At 66.0% G+C, this 17,700-nt stretch carries 17 protein-coding genes and 1 other RNA gene; 16 read left to right on the top strand and 2 right to left on the bottom strand.

Annotated features, from left to right (window positions below):
- Positions 1–84 precede the first annotated feature (84 nt).
- The 16 genes from ompA (at position 85) to ntrC (ending at position 16,265) form a co-directional block, all read left to right on the top strand.
- A complete protein-coding gene (ompA, locus tag ACSQ89_RS19765) occupies positions 85–741 on the top strand; it encodes an outer membrane protein OmpA (protein WP_093103112.1) in 657 nt (218 codons plus the stop codon).
- A gap of 114 nt (positions 742–855) precedes the next feature.
- Positions 856–1,578, top strand: a complete 723-nt coding sequence (gene ubiG / locus ACSQ89_RS19760; protein WP_436291013.1) for a bifunctional 2-polyprenyl-6-hydroxyphenol methylase/3-demethylubiquinol 3-O-methyltransferase UbiG — start codon at positions 856–858, stop codon at positions 1,576–1,578.
- The gene (locus ACSQ89_RS19755; protein ID WP_093103275.1) at positions 1,578–2,246 is read left to right on the top strand and encodes an HAD family hydrolase; all 669 of its coding nucleotides are present in this window, start codon (positions 1,578–1,580) and stop codon (positions 2,244–2,246) included. The genes ubiG and ACSQ89_RS19755 overlap by 1 nt, the downstream gene beginning before the upstream one ends.
- A 12-nt stretch (positions 2,247–2,258) precedes the next feature.
- Positions 2,259–2,646: a transfer-messenger RNA gene (ssrA, locus tag ACSQ89_RS19750) on the top strand.
- Positions 2,647–2,819: 173 nt separating this feature from the next.
- Positions 2,820–4,412, top strand: coding sequence for a methyltransferase regulatory domain-containing protein (locus ACSQ89_RS19745; protein WP_436291014.1), 1,593 nt, complete (start codon positions 2,820–2,822; stop codon positions 4,410–4,412).
- Between the two features lie 25 nt (positions 4,413–4,437).
- Positions 4,438–6,174 (top strand): gamma-glutamyltransferase, encoded by a 1,737-nt coding sequence (gene ggt / locus ACSQ89_RS19740; protein WP_093103116.1) that lies wholly within the window; start codon positions 4,438–4,440, stop codon positions 6,172–6,174.
- Complete coding sequence (locus ACSQ89_RS19735; protein ID WP_093103277.1) at positions 6,174–6,932, top strand: pseudouridine synthase; 759 nt, start codon at positions 6,174–6,176, stop codon at positions 6,930–6,932. Before ggt ends, ACSQ89_RS19735 begins: the two co-directional genes overlap by 1 nt.
- 30 nt (positions 6,933–6,962) lie before the next feature.
- On the top strand, positions 6,963–7,949 hold the full coding sequence (locus ACSQ89_RS19730; RefSeq protein ID WP_436291015.1) for a YncE family protein: 987 nt from the start codon (positions 6,963–6,965) through the stop codon (positions 7,947–7,949).
- The gene (locus ACSQ89_RS19725; RefSeq protein WP_093103119.1) at positions 7,936–8,733 is read left to right on the top strand and encodes a polysaccharide deacetylase family protein; all 798 of its coding nucleotides are present in this window, start codon (positions 7,936–7,938) and stop codon (positions 8,731–8,733) included. Before ACSQ89_RS19730 ends, ACSQ89_RS19725 begins: the two co-directional genes overlap by 14 nt.
- A gap of 16 nt (positions 8,734–8,749) precedes the next feature.
- Positions 8,750–9,721, top strand: a complete 972-nt coding sequence (locus ACSQ89_RS19720) for a sterol desaturase family protein (RefSeq protein WP_093103120.1) — start codon at positions 8,750–8,752, stop codon at positions 9,719–9,721.
- Between the two features lie 36 nt (positions 9,722–9,757).
- Positions 9,758–10,630, top strand: a complete 873-nt coding sequence (locus tag ACSQ89_RS19715) for an EI24 domain-containing protein (RefSeq protein ID WP_093103121.1) — start codon at positions 9,758–9,760, stop codon at positions 10,628–10,630.
- Complete coding sequence (locus tag ACSQ89_RS19710; RefSeq protein WP_093103122.1) at positions 10,615–11,430, top strand: molybdopterin-binding protein; 816 nt, start codon at positions 10,615–10,617, stop codon at positions 11,428–11,430. Before ACSQ89_RS19715 ends, ACSQ89_RS19710 begins: the two co-directional genes overlap by 16 nt.
- A gap of 147 nt (positions 11,431–11,577) precedes the next feature.
- Positions 11,578–12,993 (top strand): type I glutamate--ammonia ligase, encoded by a 1,416-nt coding sequence (glnA, locus tag ACSQ89_RS19705; RefSeq protein ID WP_093103124.1) that lies wholly within the window; start codon positions 11,578–11,580, stop codon positions 12,991–12,993.
- A 131-nt stretch (positions 12,994–13,124) separates the two neighbouring features.
- Positions 13,125–13,628 (top strand): hypothetical protein, encoded by a 504-nt coding sequence (locus ACSQ89_RS19700; protein WP_093103126.1) that lies wholly within the window; start codon positions 13,125–13,127, stop codon positions 13,626–13,628.
- The gene (gene glnL, locus ACSQ89_RS19695) at positions 13,628–14,704 is read left to right on the top strand and encodes a nitrogen regulation protein NR(II) (RefSeq protein ID WP_093103127.1); all 1,077 of its coding nucleotides are present in this window, start codon (positions 13,628–13,630) and stop codon (positions 14,702–14,704) included. Before ACSQ89_RS19700 ends, glnL begins: the two co-directional genes overlap by 1 nt.
- Positions 14,705–14,726: 22 nt before the next feature.
- Entirely contained in the window at positions 14,727–16,265 is a 1,539-nt protein-coding gene (gene ntrC / locus ACSQ89_RS19690) for a nitrogen regulation protein NR(I) (protein WP_093103129.1), read from the top strand.
- A gap of 16 nt (positions 16,266–16,281) precedes the next feature.
- Here the strand turns inward: ntrC and ACSQ89_RS19685 are convergent, their stop codons facing one another.
- Together ACSQ89_RS19685 and xth are read right to left on the bottom strand one after the other, a co-directional pair.
- Entirely contained in the window at positions 16,282–16,794 is a 513-nt protein-coding gene (locus tag ACSQ89_RS19685) for a hypothetical protein (protein ID WP_093103131.1), read from the bottom strand.
- Entirely contained in the window at positions 16,791–17,570 is a 780-nt protein-coding gene (gene xth / locus ACSQ89_RS19680) for an exodeoxyribonuclease III (protein ID WP_093103278.1), read from the bottom strand. Before xth ends, ACSQ89_RS19685 begins: the two co-directional genes overlap by 4 nt.
- Between the last annotated feature and the right edge of the window lie 130 nt (positions 17,571–17,700).

The following is a 17,700-nucleotide window of genomic DNA, read 5'->3' as shown; positions in this document are numbered from 1 at the left end:
ATCGCCTCAACGTTTTGGGTGGTGGTCACTTAAAGCGTCCTTGATTCGCAGCGCGGCTGCGGCTTTTTCCCCAAGAGGAGAACCATGAAGAAACTGAATAAAGTGGCGATGATGTTTGCAGTCGCTGCGCTCGCCACTGCCGCCGGCGCGCAGACCCGCGTCACCGCCGCGAACGGTGGCCCCGTGATCGACAACTGGCAAAACGGCACCAGCGAACTGGTCTGGAAAAACGGCACCAATGAACTGTGCTGGCGCGATGCCAACTGGACGCCCGCCACGGCTGCCGCTGGTTGCGACGGTGCGCTCGTTCCCGCTGCACCTCCCGCCGCTGTGGCCCCGGCTGCTCCGGCACCTGTCCCACCTGCAGCTCCGGCTGTCGCCGCTTCGAAGGTCACCTTCGCTGCCGACGCGTTCTTCGATTTCGACAAGTCGGTCCTCAAGCCTGAAGGCCGCGCCAAGCTGGACGACCTGGTCTCGAAGATCCGTGACGTGAACCTCGAAGTGATCATCGCCGTCGGCCACACCGACTCGATCGGCACCGATGCCTACAACCAGCGCCTGTCGGTTCGCCGCGCTGAAGCCGTCAAGGCCTACCTGGTCTCGAAGGGCATCGAACGCAACCGCGTTTACACCGAAGGCAAGGGCGAGAAGCAACCCGTCGCCGACAACAAGACCAAGGAAGGTCGCGCCAAGAACCGCCGCGTGGAAATCGAAGTGGTCGGTACCCGCGCCAACCGTTGATTCGCAAGAATCTTCAAAAAGAACCCCGCCTCGGCGGGGTTTTTTTATGGGCGATCGCATTGCGATTTCGCGTTGCGGGATTCCCAGCAATTCGCGTCGTTTCATAATCTGCATATGACCGATACCGTGAATGCCGATCCGGCAGAACTTGCCAAATTTTCCGAACTCGCTCACCGCTGGTGGGATCTGGAAAGCGAATTCCGACCGCTGCACGAAATTAATCCGCTGCGCCTGGAGTGGATCGAAAGCATTGCACCGATTGCAGGATGCAGGGTGCTCGATGTGGGCTGCGGCGGCGGGATTCTGGCCGACGCCATGGCGCGGCGAGGCGCCGACGTCCTGGGCATCGATCTGGCCGACAAGGCTCTCAAGGTCGCCCAACTGCATGCGCTCGAGGCAGCGACGCGTGGTGTGAAGTACCGCGAAATCAGTGTCGAAGCGCTGGCCGCCGAACAGCCTGAGAGCTTCGACGTCGTGACCTGCATGGAAATGCTCGAGCACGTGCCTCAGCCGGCCTCCGTCGTGAAGGCCTGTGCGCAGCTTGTCAAGCCCGGCGGCTGGGTGTTCTTCTCGACCATTCATCGGAACCTGAAGTCCTTCCTGTTCGCGATCGTCGGCGCCGAGTACGTGCTGGGCATGCTGCCCCGGGGCACGCACGAGTATCAGAAGCTGATCCGGCCGAGCGAGCTGGCTGCGCATTGCCGCGCTGCAAACCTCGATTTGCGCCATACGCGCGGCCTGCAGCACAACCCGGTGACGCGGCGCTACTGGCTCAGCGACGACACCAGCGTCAACTACATGTTTGCAACCCGCAAACCATCGGCGCCCCAGCCATGATGGCGGCCGATGCGACACAGGCCGTCCTGTTCGATCTGGACGGCACGCTGATCGACAGCGCTCCGGACCTGGGCGCCGCGGCCGACCAGATGCGAACGGATCGGGGCCTGGCCTCGCTGCCCCTGGAGCGCTATCGCCCCATGGCCGGCGCAGGCGCGCGCGGGATGCTGGGCGTGGCTTTCGGCATCACACCCGATGCGCCGGAGTTCGCGCCGCTGCGCGAGGAGTTCTTCGTCAACTACGAGAATCGAATGCTGCGCAACACGCAGGTCTTCGAAGGCGTGGCCGAACTGATCGAAGCGCTTTGCGCGCGCGGGCTGCAGTGGGGCGTGGTGACCAACAAGTCGGTGCGCTTCACTGGCCCGCTGACACGCGCGATACCGCTGTTCGGCACGGCGCGCGCGATCGTCAGCGGCGACACGACGCCATATGCCAAGCCGCATCCCGAACCTTTGTTCGAGGCGGCGCGACAACTGGGGGTGCCGCCCGCTCGTTGCATCTATGTGGGCGACGACCACCGGGACATCATGGCCGGCCGGGCCGCGGGTATGGGAACGGTGGCCGCCGCCTACGGCTACATGGGCGCGGAGGCGGATGTGACGCTGTGGCAGGCCGATGCCGCCATCGCATCGCCCATGGAGCTCTTGCAACTACTCAAACCGGCCTAGAATGCAGCGCTTGGGGCTGCACTGGTTTCGACGTGGGTTCGGAATCGCAGCGGGGCATGTCGAGCTGAATGCGCTCGTAAAACAGATTCAAACAAACTAACTGCAAACGACGAACGTTTCGCACTCGCCGCTTAATTGCCGGTGAGCTTTGCAACAGCAGGCCGATGGGCTGGGCAAGGGGGCGCTAGAGCAATCTGACGCCTCCCGGCTGCAAAGATAATCTACATTGGCTGGCTCCGATCCGGGTACCTTGGGTCGGAGCGAGAACATAGGGTGCTGGCGGCCGGTGTAGCGTGCGACTGCGCGACACCGGTGGCGAGACCTAAATCAGATCGCTAAACATGTAGATCTGCGCGACGAAGGCTTGCGGACGGGGGTTCAAATCCCCCCAGCTCCACCATACATCCAGCGAGTGACACCTCGAGCGGCCCATGCGGCCGCAAGACACCGCTTCGGCGCATGCCGGCTCCGGCTTCGCGCATCAGTCAAGGTCCATTGGATTCTTCGGGCTCACGAGGTCCGCGCTGCTCCGCGCGCGAGCTATAGTCGGCGTCGCTCGCCCAGAGGACACCCATGGATTCAATGACGACCGCGCTCACGAGTTACTACGACACCGTGCCGTACGAGTCGCATCCGTTTCCTCAGTCTGCGGTGGAGCACCTGGAGGCGCTGGCCTTCCTGTTCGGGCTGGAGGCGCCTGCGCCGGCGCAGGCGCGCGTGCTCGAACTCGGCAGCGCGGCCGGCGGCAACCTGATCCCTTTCGCGGCACGCCACCCGGAGGCGAGAGCGCTCGGCGTGGACCTTTCGCCGGTGCAGATCCGGCAGGGCGCGGCAGCCATCGAGCACTCGGGCCTGAAGAACGTCGAACTGCGCGCGCTCGACATCGCCAGCATCGACGCCTCCTTTGGTCAGTTCGACTACATCATCTGCCACGGCGTCTACAGCTGGGTGCCGGCGCCGGTGCAGGACGCGATCCTGCGCGTGTGCTCAGAGAACCTCGCGCCCAACGGCGTGGCCTACGTGAGCTACAACGTGTACCCGGGCTGGAAGGCGCGCGAGATCGTGCGCGACGCCATGATCCTGCGTGGCGCCCCGCGCGACGAGCCGGACGAGAAACTCTCCTACGCGCGCGGCATGCTCGAGTTTCTCGAACAGTCGGCGCGGCCGGACAGCGTGCTCAAGAAGACGCTCGAAGAGACCATGCCGATCGTGCGTGCCGCGAACAGCTCCTACCTGCTGCACGAGTTCCTCGAGCCCTGCAACTCGCCCTGCTACTTCAAGGAGTTCGCCGCGCGTGCGAGCACGCACGGGCTCAGCTACCTGGCGGACGCCGAGCCGTCGACCATGTTCGTCCAGAACTACGGCGAAAAAGTGCGCGATCCCTTGCTGCGCGAATGCGGAGGCAGCCAGATCATGATGGAGCAGTACTTGGACTTCCTGGTCAACCGCACCTTCCGTCAGACGCTGCTCGTGAAGCAGGAACGTGCCGCCGAGATCCGCTATCGCCTTGTCCCGGAGCGCATCCGCGCGCTCGAATTCGCCGGCGTGTTCGCAGCCGAAGGCGGTGGCGTGCTGACGCTCGATGCGCAGGAGCAGCCCTGCAATGCGATGCGCAACCTCAAGATCACGCTGCGGCTGCCGCTTCAAAAAGCGGTGGCGCAGGTGCTCGACGAGCGCTACCCGGCCACCGCCTCGGCCGACGCGCTGATTGCCGAGGTCTCGGCGCGGACCGGCGAACCGCGCGCCGCGGTCGAGCCGCTCGTCATGGCGATGCTCGAAGAGCTGCTGATCCTCGGCGCCGTCCGCATCCGGCGCGCCGCGCCGCAGGCGGGCGCGCAAGTGTCGGAGTTCCCGCGTGCGCTGGCCGCGGTGCGCAGGACTCCCGGTCTCGCGCTGAATGCCGGACCCTCGGCCATTGCCTGCAACCTGTGGCATGAGCCGGTGGGCCTTTCTTTGCTCGAGCGCTGCCTGCTGCCGCTGCTCGACGGCGAGCATTCGCACGAGTCCCTGGCATTGCACCTGGCGGTTGAAGCCCGCGCTGAGCGCCTGCGCTTCATCAAGGACGAAAAGCCGCTCACCGAAGCAGGGGCGCTGCGCGAGTTCACGCAGCAACAGGTGGCGCTTGCCCTTCGGGACTTGCGCCGCAAGGGGCTGCTTGCGGGCTGATCCATTCTTCAAAGGAGATAAAACCGTGAAACAACTTCAGTGGACTTCGGTCTTGCGAGGCGCCGTCGCGGCGGCGCTCGCGCTGGCAGGCGCGGCACAGCTGCACGCGGCCTCGCAGGCGCCCGTGGCGGCCGAGAACGGCATGGTCGTGAGCGCCCAGCATCTGGCGACCAAGATCGGCGTCGACGTGCTCAAGCGCGGCGGCAATGCGATCGATTCCGCGGTGGCGGTCGGCTATGCGCTGGCGGTGGTCTACCCGGCGGCCGGGAACCTGGGCGGGGGTGGTTTCATGACGGTGCAACTGGCCGACGGCCGCAAGTCCTTCCTCGACTTCCGCGAGAAGGCGCCGCTGGCCGCCACTGCCAACATGTATCTCGACAAGGATGGCAACGTCGTCAAGGGCCTGAGCACGAACGGCCACCTCGCCGTCGGCGTGCCCGGCACCGTCTCCGGCCTCGAGCTGGCGCGCGAGAAGTACGGCACCATGAAGCGCGATGCGCTGATCGCGCCTTCGATCGCGCTGGCCGAGCGTGGCTTCGTGCTGGAGCAGGGCGACATCGACTTGCTCGCCACCGCGACCGCCGACTTCAAGAAAGATCCGGCCTCCGGCGCGATCTTCCTGAACAAGGGCGAGCCTTTCGCGGTCGGCCAGAAGCTGGTGCAGAAAGACCTCGCGAAAACGCTCAAGGCCATCAGCCGCAACGGCGTCGACGGCTTCTACAAGGGCCCCGTAGGCGCCGCGCTCGTGGCCTCCAGCCAGGCCGGCAAGGGCATCATCACGCAGGCCGACCTGAACCAGTACACGACCCGCGAACTGGCGCCGGTCGAATGCGACTACCGCGGCTATCACGTGGTCTCGGCGCCGCCACCGAGCTCGGGTGGGGTGGTGATCTGCGAGATGCTGAACATCCTCGAGGGCTATCCGCTCAAGGACCTCGGCTTCCGCTCGGCGCAGGCCGTGCACTACCAGATCGAGGCCATGCGCCATGCCTATGTCGACCGCAACAGCTACCTCGGCGACCCCGACTTCGTGAAGAACCCGCTCGACCGGCTGCTCGACAAGGGCTATGCCGAAAAGATCCGTGCCGTGATCGACCCGAAGAAAGCCGGCGTCTCGAAGGACATCAAGCCCGGCGTCGCACCCCATGAAGGCAGCAACACCACCCACTATTCGATCATCGACCAGTGGGGCAATGCGGTCTCGGTGACCTACACGCTCAACGACTGGTTCGGCGCCAAGGTCACGGCCGCCGGCACCGGCGTGTTGCTCAACGACGAGATGGACGACTTCACCGTGAAGATTGGCGTGCCCAACCTCTACGGTCTTGTGCAGGGCGAAACCAACGCCATCGCCCCGGGCAAGCGTCCGCTCAGCTCGATGAGTCCTACCATCCTGACCAAGGACGGCAAGCCGGTCTTCATCGTCGGAACGCCGGGCGGCAGCCGCATCATCACCGCGGTGCTCCACACGATCCTCAACGTCGTCGACTACGAAATGAACGTGCAGGAGGCCGTCGACGCGCCGCGCTTCCACCAGCAATGGCTGCCCGACGTGACCAACGTCGAGACCTTCGCGCTCAGCCCCGACACGCGCAAGATCCTGACCGACATGGGCCACAACCTCGGCGTGCCGCAGCCGGCCAATCACGTGGCGGCAATCACCATCGGTGCGCCTGCGCTGGGCGGCAAGCCGGTCGGCAAGAACCGCTTCTACGGCGCCAACGATCCGCGGCGCAACACCGGCCTGGCCCTCGGGTATTGATGCGGATCGACGAGATTCTTTATACCCAGGGCTTCGGCACCCGGCGCGTCTGCGCCGGGCTGGTCCAGCAAGGGCTGGTAAGGGTGGCGGGCACCGTCGTCGCAGATCCGGCGACGGAATTCGAGGCGGAGGGCCTGCTCCTCACTGTGCAGGGCACCGAGTGGGCATATCACGAGAAGGCCTACCTGATGCTGCACAAGCCGGCCGGTACCGAGTGCTCGCAGAAGCCGTCGACCTATCCCAGCATCTACACGCTGCTGCCGTCGCCGCTGCGCCTGCGTCCCAACAAAGGCGCAGTGCAGGGCGTGCAGGCCATCGGCCGGCTAGACCAGGACACCACCGGCCTGCTGCTCCTGACCGACGACGGCCAGTTCATCCACCGCATGGGCTCGCCCAAGCATCATGTGCCGAAGGTCTATGAGGTCGGCACCAAGCATGCGATCGACGACACGCAGGTGGCCCGGCTGCTCGCCGGCGTGGTGCTCGACGACGATCCGAAGCCGGTGCGCGCGGCGGCCTGCGAGCCGGTCGGGCCGCTGCAGCTCCGACTCACGCTGACCGAAGGCAAGTACCACCAGGTCAAGCGCATGCTGGCCGCCGTGGGCAATCGGGTCGAGACCCTGCACCGCTCGCGCATCGGACCGCTCGCGCTGCCTGAAGACCTGGCGCCGGGCCAGTGGCGCTGGCTGGAGTCGGCGCAGGTCGAGGCCTTGCGAACGGCGCGCCCAAGTCAGCCAGCGAACAGGGTCGATCGTTAAAATCGCAAGCCTGCTTCTGGAACTTCCCCCTTGCGCTTCTCTTTCCCCCCGATAGGCCGCCTCGCGGCCTTTTTGTTTGCCTGTGCGGCGCTGCCGTCGCTTGCTGCTGAACCACCGCCGGTCTTCGTGCTCAATTCGCTCGATGCCACGGTGAGCGTGGTCGATCCGGTCAGCTGGACCGAGAAGCTGCGCATCCCGACCGGCAAGGAGCCGCACCATCTCTACCTGTCGCCCGACGAGAGTTCGTTGATCGTCGCCAATTCGGCCGGCGACTCGCTCACCTTCCTGAACCCGCGCACGGCCGAGGTTCAGCGCGTGGTCTACGGCATCATCGACCCTTATCACCTGCGCTTCTCGCCCGACATGAAGTGGTTCGTCACCGCCGGCAACCGGCTCAACCACATCGACGTCTACCGCTGGGACGGCAAGGAGCCCAAGCTGGTCAAGCGCATCCCCTCGGGCAAGACGCCGAGCCACATCTGGATCGACGGCAAGAGCACCACGGCCTACGTCACGATGCAGGACAGCGACGAACTGGTCGCGGTCGATCTCGCCACGCAGACCATCCGCTGGCGCACGCCTACCGGCCCGATGCCGGCCGACATCTTCGGCGTCCACGACGGCAAGACGCTGCTGGTGGGCCTCACGGGCAGCGACGGCGTGCAGGTCTTCGACGTGGCCGGCCGGGAGCCGAAGCTGGTCGGCAAGATTCCCACCGGCAAGGGCGCCCACGCCTTCCGCTCGGCCGGCGACGGCCGCAGCGTCTTCGTCAGCAACCGCGTGGCCAACACCATCAGCCGCATCGACCTGCAGACGCTGCAGGTCAGCGATACCTACCCGGTGGGCGGCGGACCCGACTGCATGGACGTCTCGGCCGACGGCAAGACGCTCTACGTGACCTCGCGCTGGGCCAGGAAGCTCAGCGTGGTCGATCTGGCCGCCCACAAGGTGGTGCGGCAGGTGCCAGTCGGCCGCTCGCCCCACGGCGTCTGGACCCTCGATCATGCAAAACGCTAGATACGCGCTCGCGCTGCTCCTGCTCGCTGCGGGTGCGGCGCCAATCAGCGCCGTCGCACAGGCCAGCTGCGCCAAGCCGGTCTACCTGAGCTTCGACACCGGCCACATGGGCGTGGCGCCGCTGGTGGCCGAGGTGCTCAAGCGCCAGGAGGTGCGTGTCACCTTCTTCGGCGCGGCCGAGCGCACGCTGAGCGGCGGCGACAGCCTCGACAACCAGTGGGCGCCGTGGTGGAAGGCGAGGGCGGCCGAAGGTCACGAATTTGCATCTCACACCTACGACCATGCCTACTGGCGCGGCGACGTGAAGGGACTCGCGCCGCGCTTCCGCATCGCACCCTCGGCCGGCGCCTTTGCCGGCCGGCAGTTCACCTGGGACGCGGAACAGTACTGCGCCAATATCACCAAGGCTTCCGAGCGCCTGCAGTACGTCACGGGCAAGAAGCCGCTGCCGCTGTTCCGCGCGCCGGGGGGCAAGACTTCGCCCAGGCTGCTGGCGGCCGCCAAGGCCTGCGGCTATGCGCACGTGGGCTGGGCGCCGTCAGGCTTGCTGGGCGACGAGCTGCCGAGCGAGAAGTTCAGCAACGAGAAGCTGCTGCAACAGGCCCTCGATCACATCCAGCCCGGCGACATCCTGATTGCGCACCTGGGCATCTGGTCGCGCAAGGACCCGTGGGCGCCGGCCGTGCTGGAGCCCTTGATCGTCGGCCTCAAGGCCAAGGGCTTCTGCTTCGAGACGCTGCGCCAGCATGCGGCGTATCGTGAATGGATCGCGTCTCATCCCTGAATCGCGCGGTGTTCCGATGGACTGGCTGACCGACCCCTTCTCCAACCTGCAGCAATGGCTTTTCGAGGCGGCCGTGCAGCCGCTGGTCTACGCCATCGGCCTCGGCGGCTGGGTCGAGGACGCCTTCGACGCCACCGGATGGCTGCTGGTCGGCCTGATCCAGATAGGGGTGCTGGTGGCCGTGTTCGGTCCGCTGCAGCGCTGGCGGCCGGCGGAGCCGGTGCTCGATCGGCCCGCCATCCGCACCGACATCCTCTACACGCTGATCCACCGGCTGGGGCTGTTCCGGCTGGCCATGTTCTTCGCGCTGGACCCGCTGTTCGACGAGATCCTCGGCACCGTGCGCGCGGCCGGCTGGGGCTCCTTCCACCTCGACCAGCTCTGGCCCGGTGTGACCGACATTCCCTGGGTCGCGTTTGCGATCTACCTGGTGGTGCTCGACCTGGTCGAGTACTTCATCCATCGCGGCCAGCACGGCTTCCAGTGGTGGTGGGCGCTGCATTCGCTGCACCATTCGCAGCGCCAGATGACGATGTGGAGCGACAACCGCAACCACCTGCTCGACGACGTGATCCACGACACGATCATCGTCGTCGTCGCCCAGCTGATCGGCGTGGCGCCGGGGCAGTTCATCGCGATCGTGGCCTTCACCCAGCTCAGCGAGAGCCTGCAGCATGCCAATCTGCGGCTCGGCTTCGGCGCGATCGGCGAACGGCTCTGGATCAGCCCGCGCTTCCACCGCGTGCACCACAGCATCGGGATCGGGCACGAGTCGCAGGGGCCTCGTACGCTCGGCGGCCACAACTTCGGCGTGCTGCTGCCGTGGTGGGACATGCTGTTTCGCACCGTCAATTTCGAGGAGCGCTACGACCCGACCGGCATCCGCGACCAGGTCGAGCCCGACGCCGGGGGCCGCGTACGCGACTACGGGCGCGGTTTCTGGGCGCAGCAGTGGCTGGGGCTCAGGCGTCTTGTCGGCCGCGGCTGATCTCGATTCCACGCGACAGGGTTATCCTCGGCGCCGATGCGTCTTCTTCTCGACTCCTTCTGGCGTTCCGTGGCCTATTGCATGCACCCGCGGGTGATCGTGCTCTCGCTGCTGCCGCTCGGACTCATGGTGCTGCTGGCGGCGCTGTTCGGCTATTTCTACTGGGACGCGACCGTGGCATGGACGCGCGAGGCGCTCGACGCCTGGCCGCTTCTGTCCAGCTTCTGGGGCTGGATCGGACGCCTGTTCTCCGGTGACGTCACGGCCGTGCTGGCGCCGATGGTGGTGGTGATCGCGGCCACGCCGCTGATCGTTGTGGTGTCGCTCCTGATCGTGGCCGGGTTCATGGCGCCGCCACTCACGCGGCTGGTGGCCGACCGCCGTTTCCCGTCGCTGGAGCAGAAGAGGGGCGCCTCCTTCTTCGGCAGCGTCGTCCGCTCGCTGGGCCTCACCGTGCTGGCGCTGCTCGCGCTCGTCGTCTCGATGCCGCTATGGCTCATTCCGCCGCTGGTGCTGATCCTGCCGCCGCTGATCTGGGGCTGGCTGACCTACCGCGTGATGAGCTTCGACGCCCTGGCCGAGCATGCGAGCCCGGAGGAGCGCGAGGCCTTGCTGCGCGCCCATCGGCTGCCGCTGCTCGGCGTCGGCGTGCTGTGCGGCTACCTGGGCGCCGCCCCCAGCATCGTCTGGGCGTCGGGGCTGCTGTTCGCTGCGGCTTTCTTCGTGCTGGTGCCGCTCGCGATCTGGATCTACACGCTGGTGTTCGCCTTCTCCGCGCTCTGGTTCGCGCACTACTGCCTGGATGCCCTGGCCCAATTGCGGGCGCAGCGCGCGGCGGCGGCCGTTTCACCTTCCGCGGCCGAGATGGCAGATGTCCATGCGGCCGCCACCCAATGGGGCGCACCATGAGCACACGTTCGTTCGGTCTTCTCGTCGTCGGCGACGAAATCCTGTCGGGCAAGCGTGCCGACAAGCACATGCCCAAGGTCATCGAGCTGCTCGCCGCGCGCGGCCTGCAGCTGGCCTGGGCCGAGTACGTCGGCGACGTGCCGGTGCGCATCACGGAAGCGCTCGCGCGCGCCTTCGCCTCGGGCGACGTCGTGTTCTCCACCGGCGGCATCGGCGCCACGCCCGACGATCACACGCGCCAGTGTGCGGCCGCGGCGCTGGGCGTGCCGCTGGGGCTGCATCCGGAAGCCGAGGTGCTGATCCGCGAACGCATGCAGGACACCGCGCGCGAGCAGGGCACGGTCTACGAGCCCGACCGTCCGGACAACGTGCACCGGCTCAACATGGGCGTGTTCCCGCTCGGCGCCAACATCATCCGCAACCCCTACAACAAGATTCCGGGCTTCAGCGTCGGCGACGTGCACTTCGTGCCGGGCTTCCCGGTCATGGCCTGGCCGATGATCGAATCGGTGCTCGACGAGCGCTATGCGCACCTGTTCGCGCACGGTCGGGCGATGGAGAAATCGGTCATCGTCTACGGCGCCATGGAGGCCGCGCTCACGCCGCTGATGGAAGCCGTCGAACTCGCGCATCCCGGCATCAAGGTCTTCAGCCTGCCGAGCGTGGACCATGCCGAGCACGGCCGCCACATCGAGCTCGGCGTCAAGGGGGATGCCGAGCGCATCGATGCCGCCTACGCACAGCTGCTCGAGGGCCTGCACGCCTTTGGCGTGCGTCTTGGACCCGAATTGGTGCGTTAATCTTGATTGCACCAGTTTGGTTACAACTTGCCTGCTTTTGGGGTTTCGGCGCAGTGCCGGGTACCCCTCTTCGGCAGTGACAATGGGCACAAAAACTGCATTCCCCGTCCCGCAATTCCAACCAACCATCCAAACCAGGAGAACCTGATGGCAAAGACCGTCGCCGATGTACTCAAACTCGTCAAGGAAAACGAGGTCAAGTTCGTCGACTTCCGCTTCACCGATACCCGCGGCAAAGAGCAGCACGTGACCGTGCCCGTGTCCGCATTCGACGAGGGCAAATTCACCGACGGCCATGCCTTCGACGGCTCGTCGATTGCCGGGTGGAAGGGCATCGAGGCTTCGGACATGCTGCTCATGCCCGACCCGAACACGGCCAATATCGATCCCTTCTTCGAAGAAACGACGCTGCTTTTGACCTGCGACGTGGTCGACCCGACCGACGGCAAGCCCTACGAGCGCGATCCGCGTTCGCTCGCCAAGCGTGCCGAGGCCTACATGAAGGCCTCGGGCCTGGGCGACACGGCTTACTTCGGACCGGAGCCGGAATTCTTCGTGTTCGACGGCGTGCGCTGGCAGAACGACATGTCGGGTTGCTTCGTCAAGATCGAATCCGAAGAGGCTTCCTGGAACAGCGCCAAGGAATTCGAGCACGGCAACACCGGCCACCGTCCGGCGGTCAAGGGCGGCTACTTCCCGGTTCCCCCGGTCGACAGCTTCCAGGACATGCGCTCCGAGATGTGCCTGGTGCTCGAGTCGCTGGGCATCCCGGTCGAAGTGCATCACCATGAAGTGGCGAACGCCGGCCAGATGGAACTCGGCACCAAGTTCAGCACGCTGATCCAGCGCGCCGACTGGGTCCAGCTGCAGAAGTACGTGATCCACAACGTGGCCCACGCCTACGGCAAGACCGCGACCTTCATGCCCAAGCCGATCGTCGGCGACAACGGCTCGGGCATGCACGTCCACCAGTCGGTCTGGAAGGACGGCAAGAACCTGTTTGCCGGCGACGGCTACGCCGGCCTGAGCGACTTCGCGCTGCACTACATCGGCGGCATCATCAAGCACGCCCGTGCGTTGAACGCCATCACCAACCCCGGCACCAACAGCTACAAGCGCCTGGTCCCCGGATTCGAAGCGCCGGTGAAGCTGGCCTACTCGGCCAAGAACCGCTCGGCCTCGATCCGCATCCCCTTCGTGGCCAACCCGAAGGGCCGCCGCGTCGAAGCGCGCTTCCCCGATCCGATGATGAACCCGTACCTCGGCTTCGCCGCGATGCTGATGGCCGGCCTGGACGGCGTGGAGAACAAGATCCATCCGGGCGAAGCCGCCAGCAAGGACCTCTACCACCTGCCGCCGGAAGAAGACGCGCTGATCCCGACCGTGTGCCACAGCCTCGACCAGGCGCTCGACTACCTCGACAAGGACCGTGCCTTCCTGACCAAGGGCGGCGTGTTCACCGATGCCTACATCGACGCCTACATCGACCTCAAGATGCAGGAAGTCACGCGTTTCCGCATGGCGACGCACCCTGTCGAATTCGACATGTACTACTCCCTGTAAGCCAGCTTTTCGGCTTTGGCGTTAAAAAGGGACGGCCTTGGGCCGTCCCTTTTCCTTTTGGGGCAAGCTTGCGCGGCCGAACTCCCGAATTGCAGGAAAATGCCGGTTTGCTGCGCACTACATTCACGACCATGAAGACTTCTTCCGTTTTCCTCCTGGCCGCCTTGGCGGCGGCCGGCGTGCACCTCCAGGCCCAGGCCCAGCAGGAGCGCGTCTGGCGCTGCGGCAACGAATACACCAACAACGCGACCCTCGCCCAGCAGCGCGGCTGCAAGGTGATGGAGGGCGGCAACGTCACCGTGGTCCAGGGCACCCGCCCGATCGCGGCGGCTGCGGCAGGCAGCACCGCCGCGCGTGCGCCGGCCGGCAGCCCGCGCGTCGACGGCGCTGACCAGCGCGCACGCGACGGCGAAGCCCGCTCGGTGCTCGAGTCCGAGCTCAAGAAAGCCGAAGAGCGCCAGGCCCAACTGCTCAAGGACTACAACAACGGCGAACCCGAGAAGCAGGGCAGCGAAGCCCGCAACTATCAGAAGTACCTCGACCGCGTGGCCGAGATGAAGGCCGAGATCGCGCGCAACGAAAGCGACATCGCGGGCATCCGCCGCGAAATCGGCCGCCTGCCGGCCAATCGTTGATGGCCTTTGGCAAATCCGCCGCTGCCGCCAAGCGTTTTCAGGCCTTCGACCTTCTTTCCACGCTGATCGCGGTGGTGCGCACCGACGGCGCGGTGCTGTTCGCCAATGCCGGCCTCGAAGACGCGCTGGGCACCTCGCGCCGCACGCTCGAAGGCTCGCAGTTCGGCGCCTGCTTCCATGAGCCGCAGGTGCTGCGCACGGCGATCGACGGCGCGCGCAGCAACGACTTCGCCACGCTGCGCTACGAGGCCTTCCTGCGCCGCGTCAACCACGAGCTGATGCCGGTGCAGGTCACGCTCGCGCAGGGCGACCGCGCGGGCGAACTGATCATCGAAATGTCGCCGCTCGAGCAGCAGGTCCGGCAAGACCGCGAAGAGCGGCTGCTCGACCAGGCGCAGGCCAACAAGGAGCTGATCCGCAATCTCGCGCACGAGATCAAGAATCCGCTGGGCGGCATTCGCGGCGCGGCGCAGCTGCTGCAGATGGAAGTCGAGTCGCGCGACCTCATCGAATACACCCAGGTCATCATCCACGAGGCCGACCGCCTGCAGACGCTGGTCGATCGCCTGCTCGCGCCGCACCGCCGCCCGCACGTGGTGGGCGACGTCAACATCCACGAGGTCTGCGAGCGCGTGCGCTCGGTGATCCTTGCGGAGTTCCCGCGCGACCTGCACATCGAGCGCGACTTCGACGTCTCGATTCCCGAGTTCCGCGGTGATCGCGAGCAGCTCATCCAGGCCACGCTCAACATCGTCCACAACGCGGCGCAGGCATTGGCCGAGCGGCGTGCAGCCGGCGACGCGTGCATCACCTTCAAGACCCGCATCGCACGTCAGGTGATCTTCAACAAGCAGTGGTATCGACTGGCACTGGAATTGCATGTCATCGACAATGGACCGGGTGTGCCGGACGCGATCAAGGACCGCATCTTCTACCCGCTGGTGTCGGGCAGGGAAGGCGGAACAGGCCTTGGATTGACGCTGGCGCAAACTTTCGTGCAACAGCACCACGGCGTGATCGAGTGCGACAGTGTCCCGGGCCGGACCGATTTCAAGATATTGATACCGCTGCCTTAGCTAACAGGGAACAAGGAACTGCATGAAGCCGATTTGGATAGTGGATGACGACCAATCGATCCGCTTCGTGCTGGAAAAGGCGCTGTTGCGCGAAGACCTGCCGACCCGAAGCTTCACCAATACGCGCGAGGTGCTGGCCGCGCTCGAAGCCGCGGCCGACGACGAGATGCAGGGCCCGCAGGTCCTGGTGAGCGACATCCGCATGCCGGGCGGCTCCGGCCTCGACCTGCTCGACAAGATCAAGGCCAAGCATCCCGGCCTGCCGGTCATCATCATGACCGCCTTCTCCGACCTCGACAGCGCCGTCTCGGCCTTCCAGGGCGGCGCTTTCGAATACCTGCCGAAGCCCTTCGACCTGCCGCGCGCGGTGGAACTGATCCGCCGCGCGGTCGACGAAAGCCAGCGCGAGGAAGTGTCCGAGGAACGGATGGCCGCTGCGCCCGAGATGCTGGGCCAGGCGCCGGCGATGCAGGACGTGTTCCGCGCGATCGGGCGCCTGTCGCAAAGCAACGTGACGGTGCTGATCACCGGCGAATCCGGTTCCGGCAAGGAGCTGGTGGCGCGCGCGCTGCACAAGCATTCGCCGCGCGCCAGCGGCCCCTTCGTGGCGATCAACACCGCCGCCATTCCGAAAGACCTGCTCGAAAGCGAGCTCTTCGGCCACGAGCGCGGCGCCTTCACCGGTGCGCAGACCATGCGCCGCGGACGCTTCGAACAGGCCGAAGGCGGCACCCTGTTCCTCGACGAGATCGGCGACATGCCCTTCGACCTGCAGACGCGCCTTCTGCGCGTGCTGAGCGACGGCCATTTCTACCGCGTCGGCGGCCACAACTCGGTCAAGGCCAACGTGCGCGTGATCGCGGCCACCCACCAGGACCTGGAACAGCGCGTCAAGATCGGCGGCTTTCGCGAAGACCTGTTCCACCGACTCAACGTGATCCGGTTGCGGCTGCCGGCCCTGCGCGAGCGCGGCGAAGACATCCCCGCGCTCACGCGGCACTTCCTGCAGCAGAGCGCCAAGCAGCTCGGCGTCGAGCCCAAGCGCATCTCCGATGCGGCGCTCGCGCAGCTCGCGACCTTCTCTTTTCCCGGCAACGTGCGGCAGCTGGAGAACATTTGCCACTGGCTGACGGTGATGGCGCCGGCACAGCTGATCGAAGCCAAGGACCTGCCGCCCGAGGTGATGGCCGGTGCTGCTGCTGCCGTTGCAGCGCCCGGTGCCTCCGCCGCTGCCGCCACAGCTGAACGCGAACCCGTTGCGGCGCCTTCCACGTCTGCTGCCGCGGTCTTGGCCTCGGCTTCCCCGACGCCATCCGCGCCCGCTGCCGGCGCTGCCCCGGTCGGTTCGGGCTCGTGGGAGGCCGGGCTCGAACAGGAGGCCCAGAGCCTGCTGGCGGCCGGGCGCAACGACGTCTGGGACGTGCTGTCGCGCCGTTTCGAGTCGCGCCTGATCCTCACGGCGCTGGCCAACACGCGCGGCCGCCGCATCGAGGCCGCGCAGAAGCTCGGCATCGGCCGCAACACGATCACGCGCAAGATCCAGGAGCTCGGCCTGGAATAGCGAGTGGCGCCGGCGCTCAGCGGCTGCGCTGCCCGAGGGTCAGCGTATCGAGCTGGAACTGGCCGCTCCTGTCCCAGAGCCAGGTGTCGACGTAGGTGTGCGCGCCCAGCTTGCCCGGGGCCGGCAGGGGCGAGGCCTCGCGGATCAGCTCTGCGATCTTTCCGCTCACCTCCGGCGCATGGCTCGGGGTGCGGCTGAAGTGCACGCCCGTGACGCGCCCGCTGCTGTCGACTTCGGTTTCGGTCACCACCACCGCATACACCAGCGGCGGAATCTTCCCCTTGTAGATGCGCTGGGGGTACTTGTTGTAGATGTGCCGGGCGCCGATCTTGCGGTAGGCGCGCACGGCCGGCGTCTGCACGGTGATGAGCCGCGCGGTCGGCACCTTTTCCGATGGCTGCGAGGGTTGTTCCGCGGGGGCTTTGGCGCCGGGGGAGGGCACTTCGTCGGTGGCGCTCGGCTTCAGCGCCGAGCAGGCGGAAAGGCCGAGCACGGCCGCGAGCAGGGCGAGGTGGAGGATCCGTTTCATGCGTTGAGCTCCAGGGTTACAGGTGCGTGGTCGCTGGGCTTGTCCCACTTGCGCGGCACGCGGTCGATCGTGCAGCTCTTTGCATGCGGCACCAGCGGCTCGCTCACCAGGATGTGATCGATGCGCAGCCCCCGGTTTTTCTGGTAGCCCAGCATGCGGTAGTCCCACCACGAGTAGCTCTTCTCGGGCTGCTCGAAGAGGCGGAAGCTGTCGGCGAGGCCGAGCCCCAGCAGAGCCTTGAAATGGTCGCGCTCCTCGGTCGTGTGATGAATGGTCTCGGCCAGCCCGACGGGGTCGAAGCTGTCGCGGTCCTCCGGCGCGATGTTGAAGTCGCCGAGCAGCACCAGCCTCGGATGCGTCGCGAGCTCCTCGCGCAGCCACTCGCGCATGGCGCGCAGCCAGCTCATCTTGTAGGCGAACTTCTCGGTGCCCGGCGCCTGGCCGTTGACGAAGTAGCCGTTGACGACGCGCAGCTCGCCGGCCGGCGTGTCGATGGTGGCACTGATCACGCGCGAATGATCGTCGGCAAAGCCACCGATGTTCTTCGCGATATCGCGCACCGGAGCGAGGCTCAGGATCGCGACGCCGTTGTAGGTTTTCTGGCCGAACACCGCCGCGTGATAGCCGGCCGACTGCAGCACTTCGAGCGGGAACTTGTCGTCGCTCATCTTCAGTTCCTGCAGGCACAGCACGTCGACCGGGTTGGCGATCAGCCAGTCGAGCACGTGCTGCAGGCGAGCTGTGAGGGAATTGACGTTCCAGGTGGCAATTCGCATGGTCATATTAACGTGTTGTTTTTAAATGATTTAATTTTCTTCTTCATGATTCATACCCCCTAAAGTACCCCCAACTGATTGCCTCGCTTGCTCGCTCGCCTCGGGGTTCCAACGCCTTCCGCGCCAGGGC

Origin of the sequence: Variovorax sp. LjRoot175, assembly GCF_964253805.1 — a bacterium.
Taxonomy (GTDB): Bacteria; Pseudomonadota; Gammaproteobacteria; order Burkholderiales; family Burkholderiaceae_C; genus Variovorax.
The sequence above is the reverse complement of the archived record's forward strand: the minus strand, read 5'-3'. Positions and strand labels throughout refer to the sequence as shown.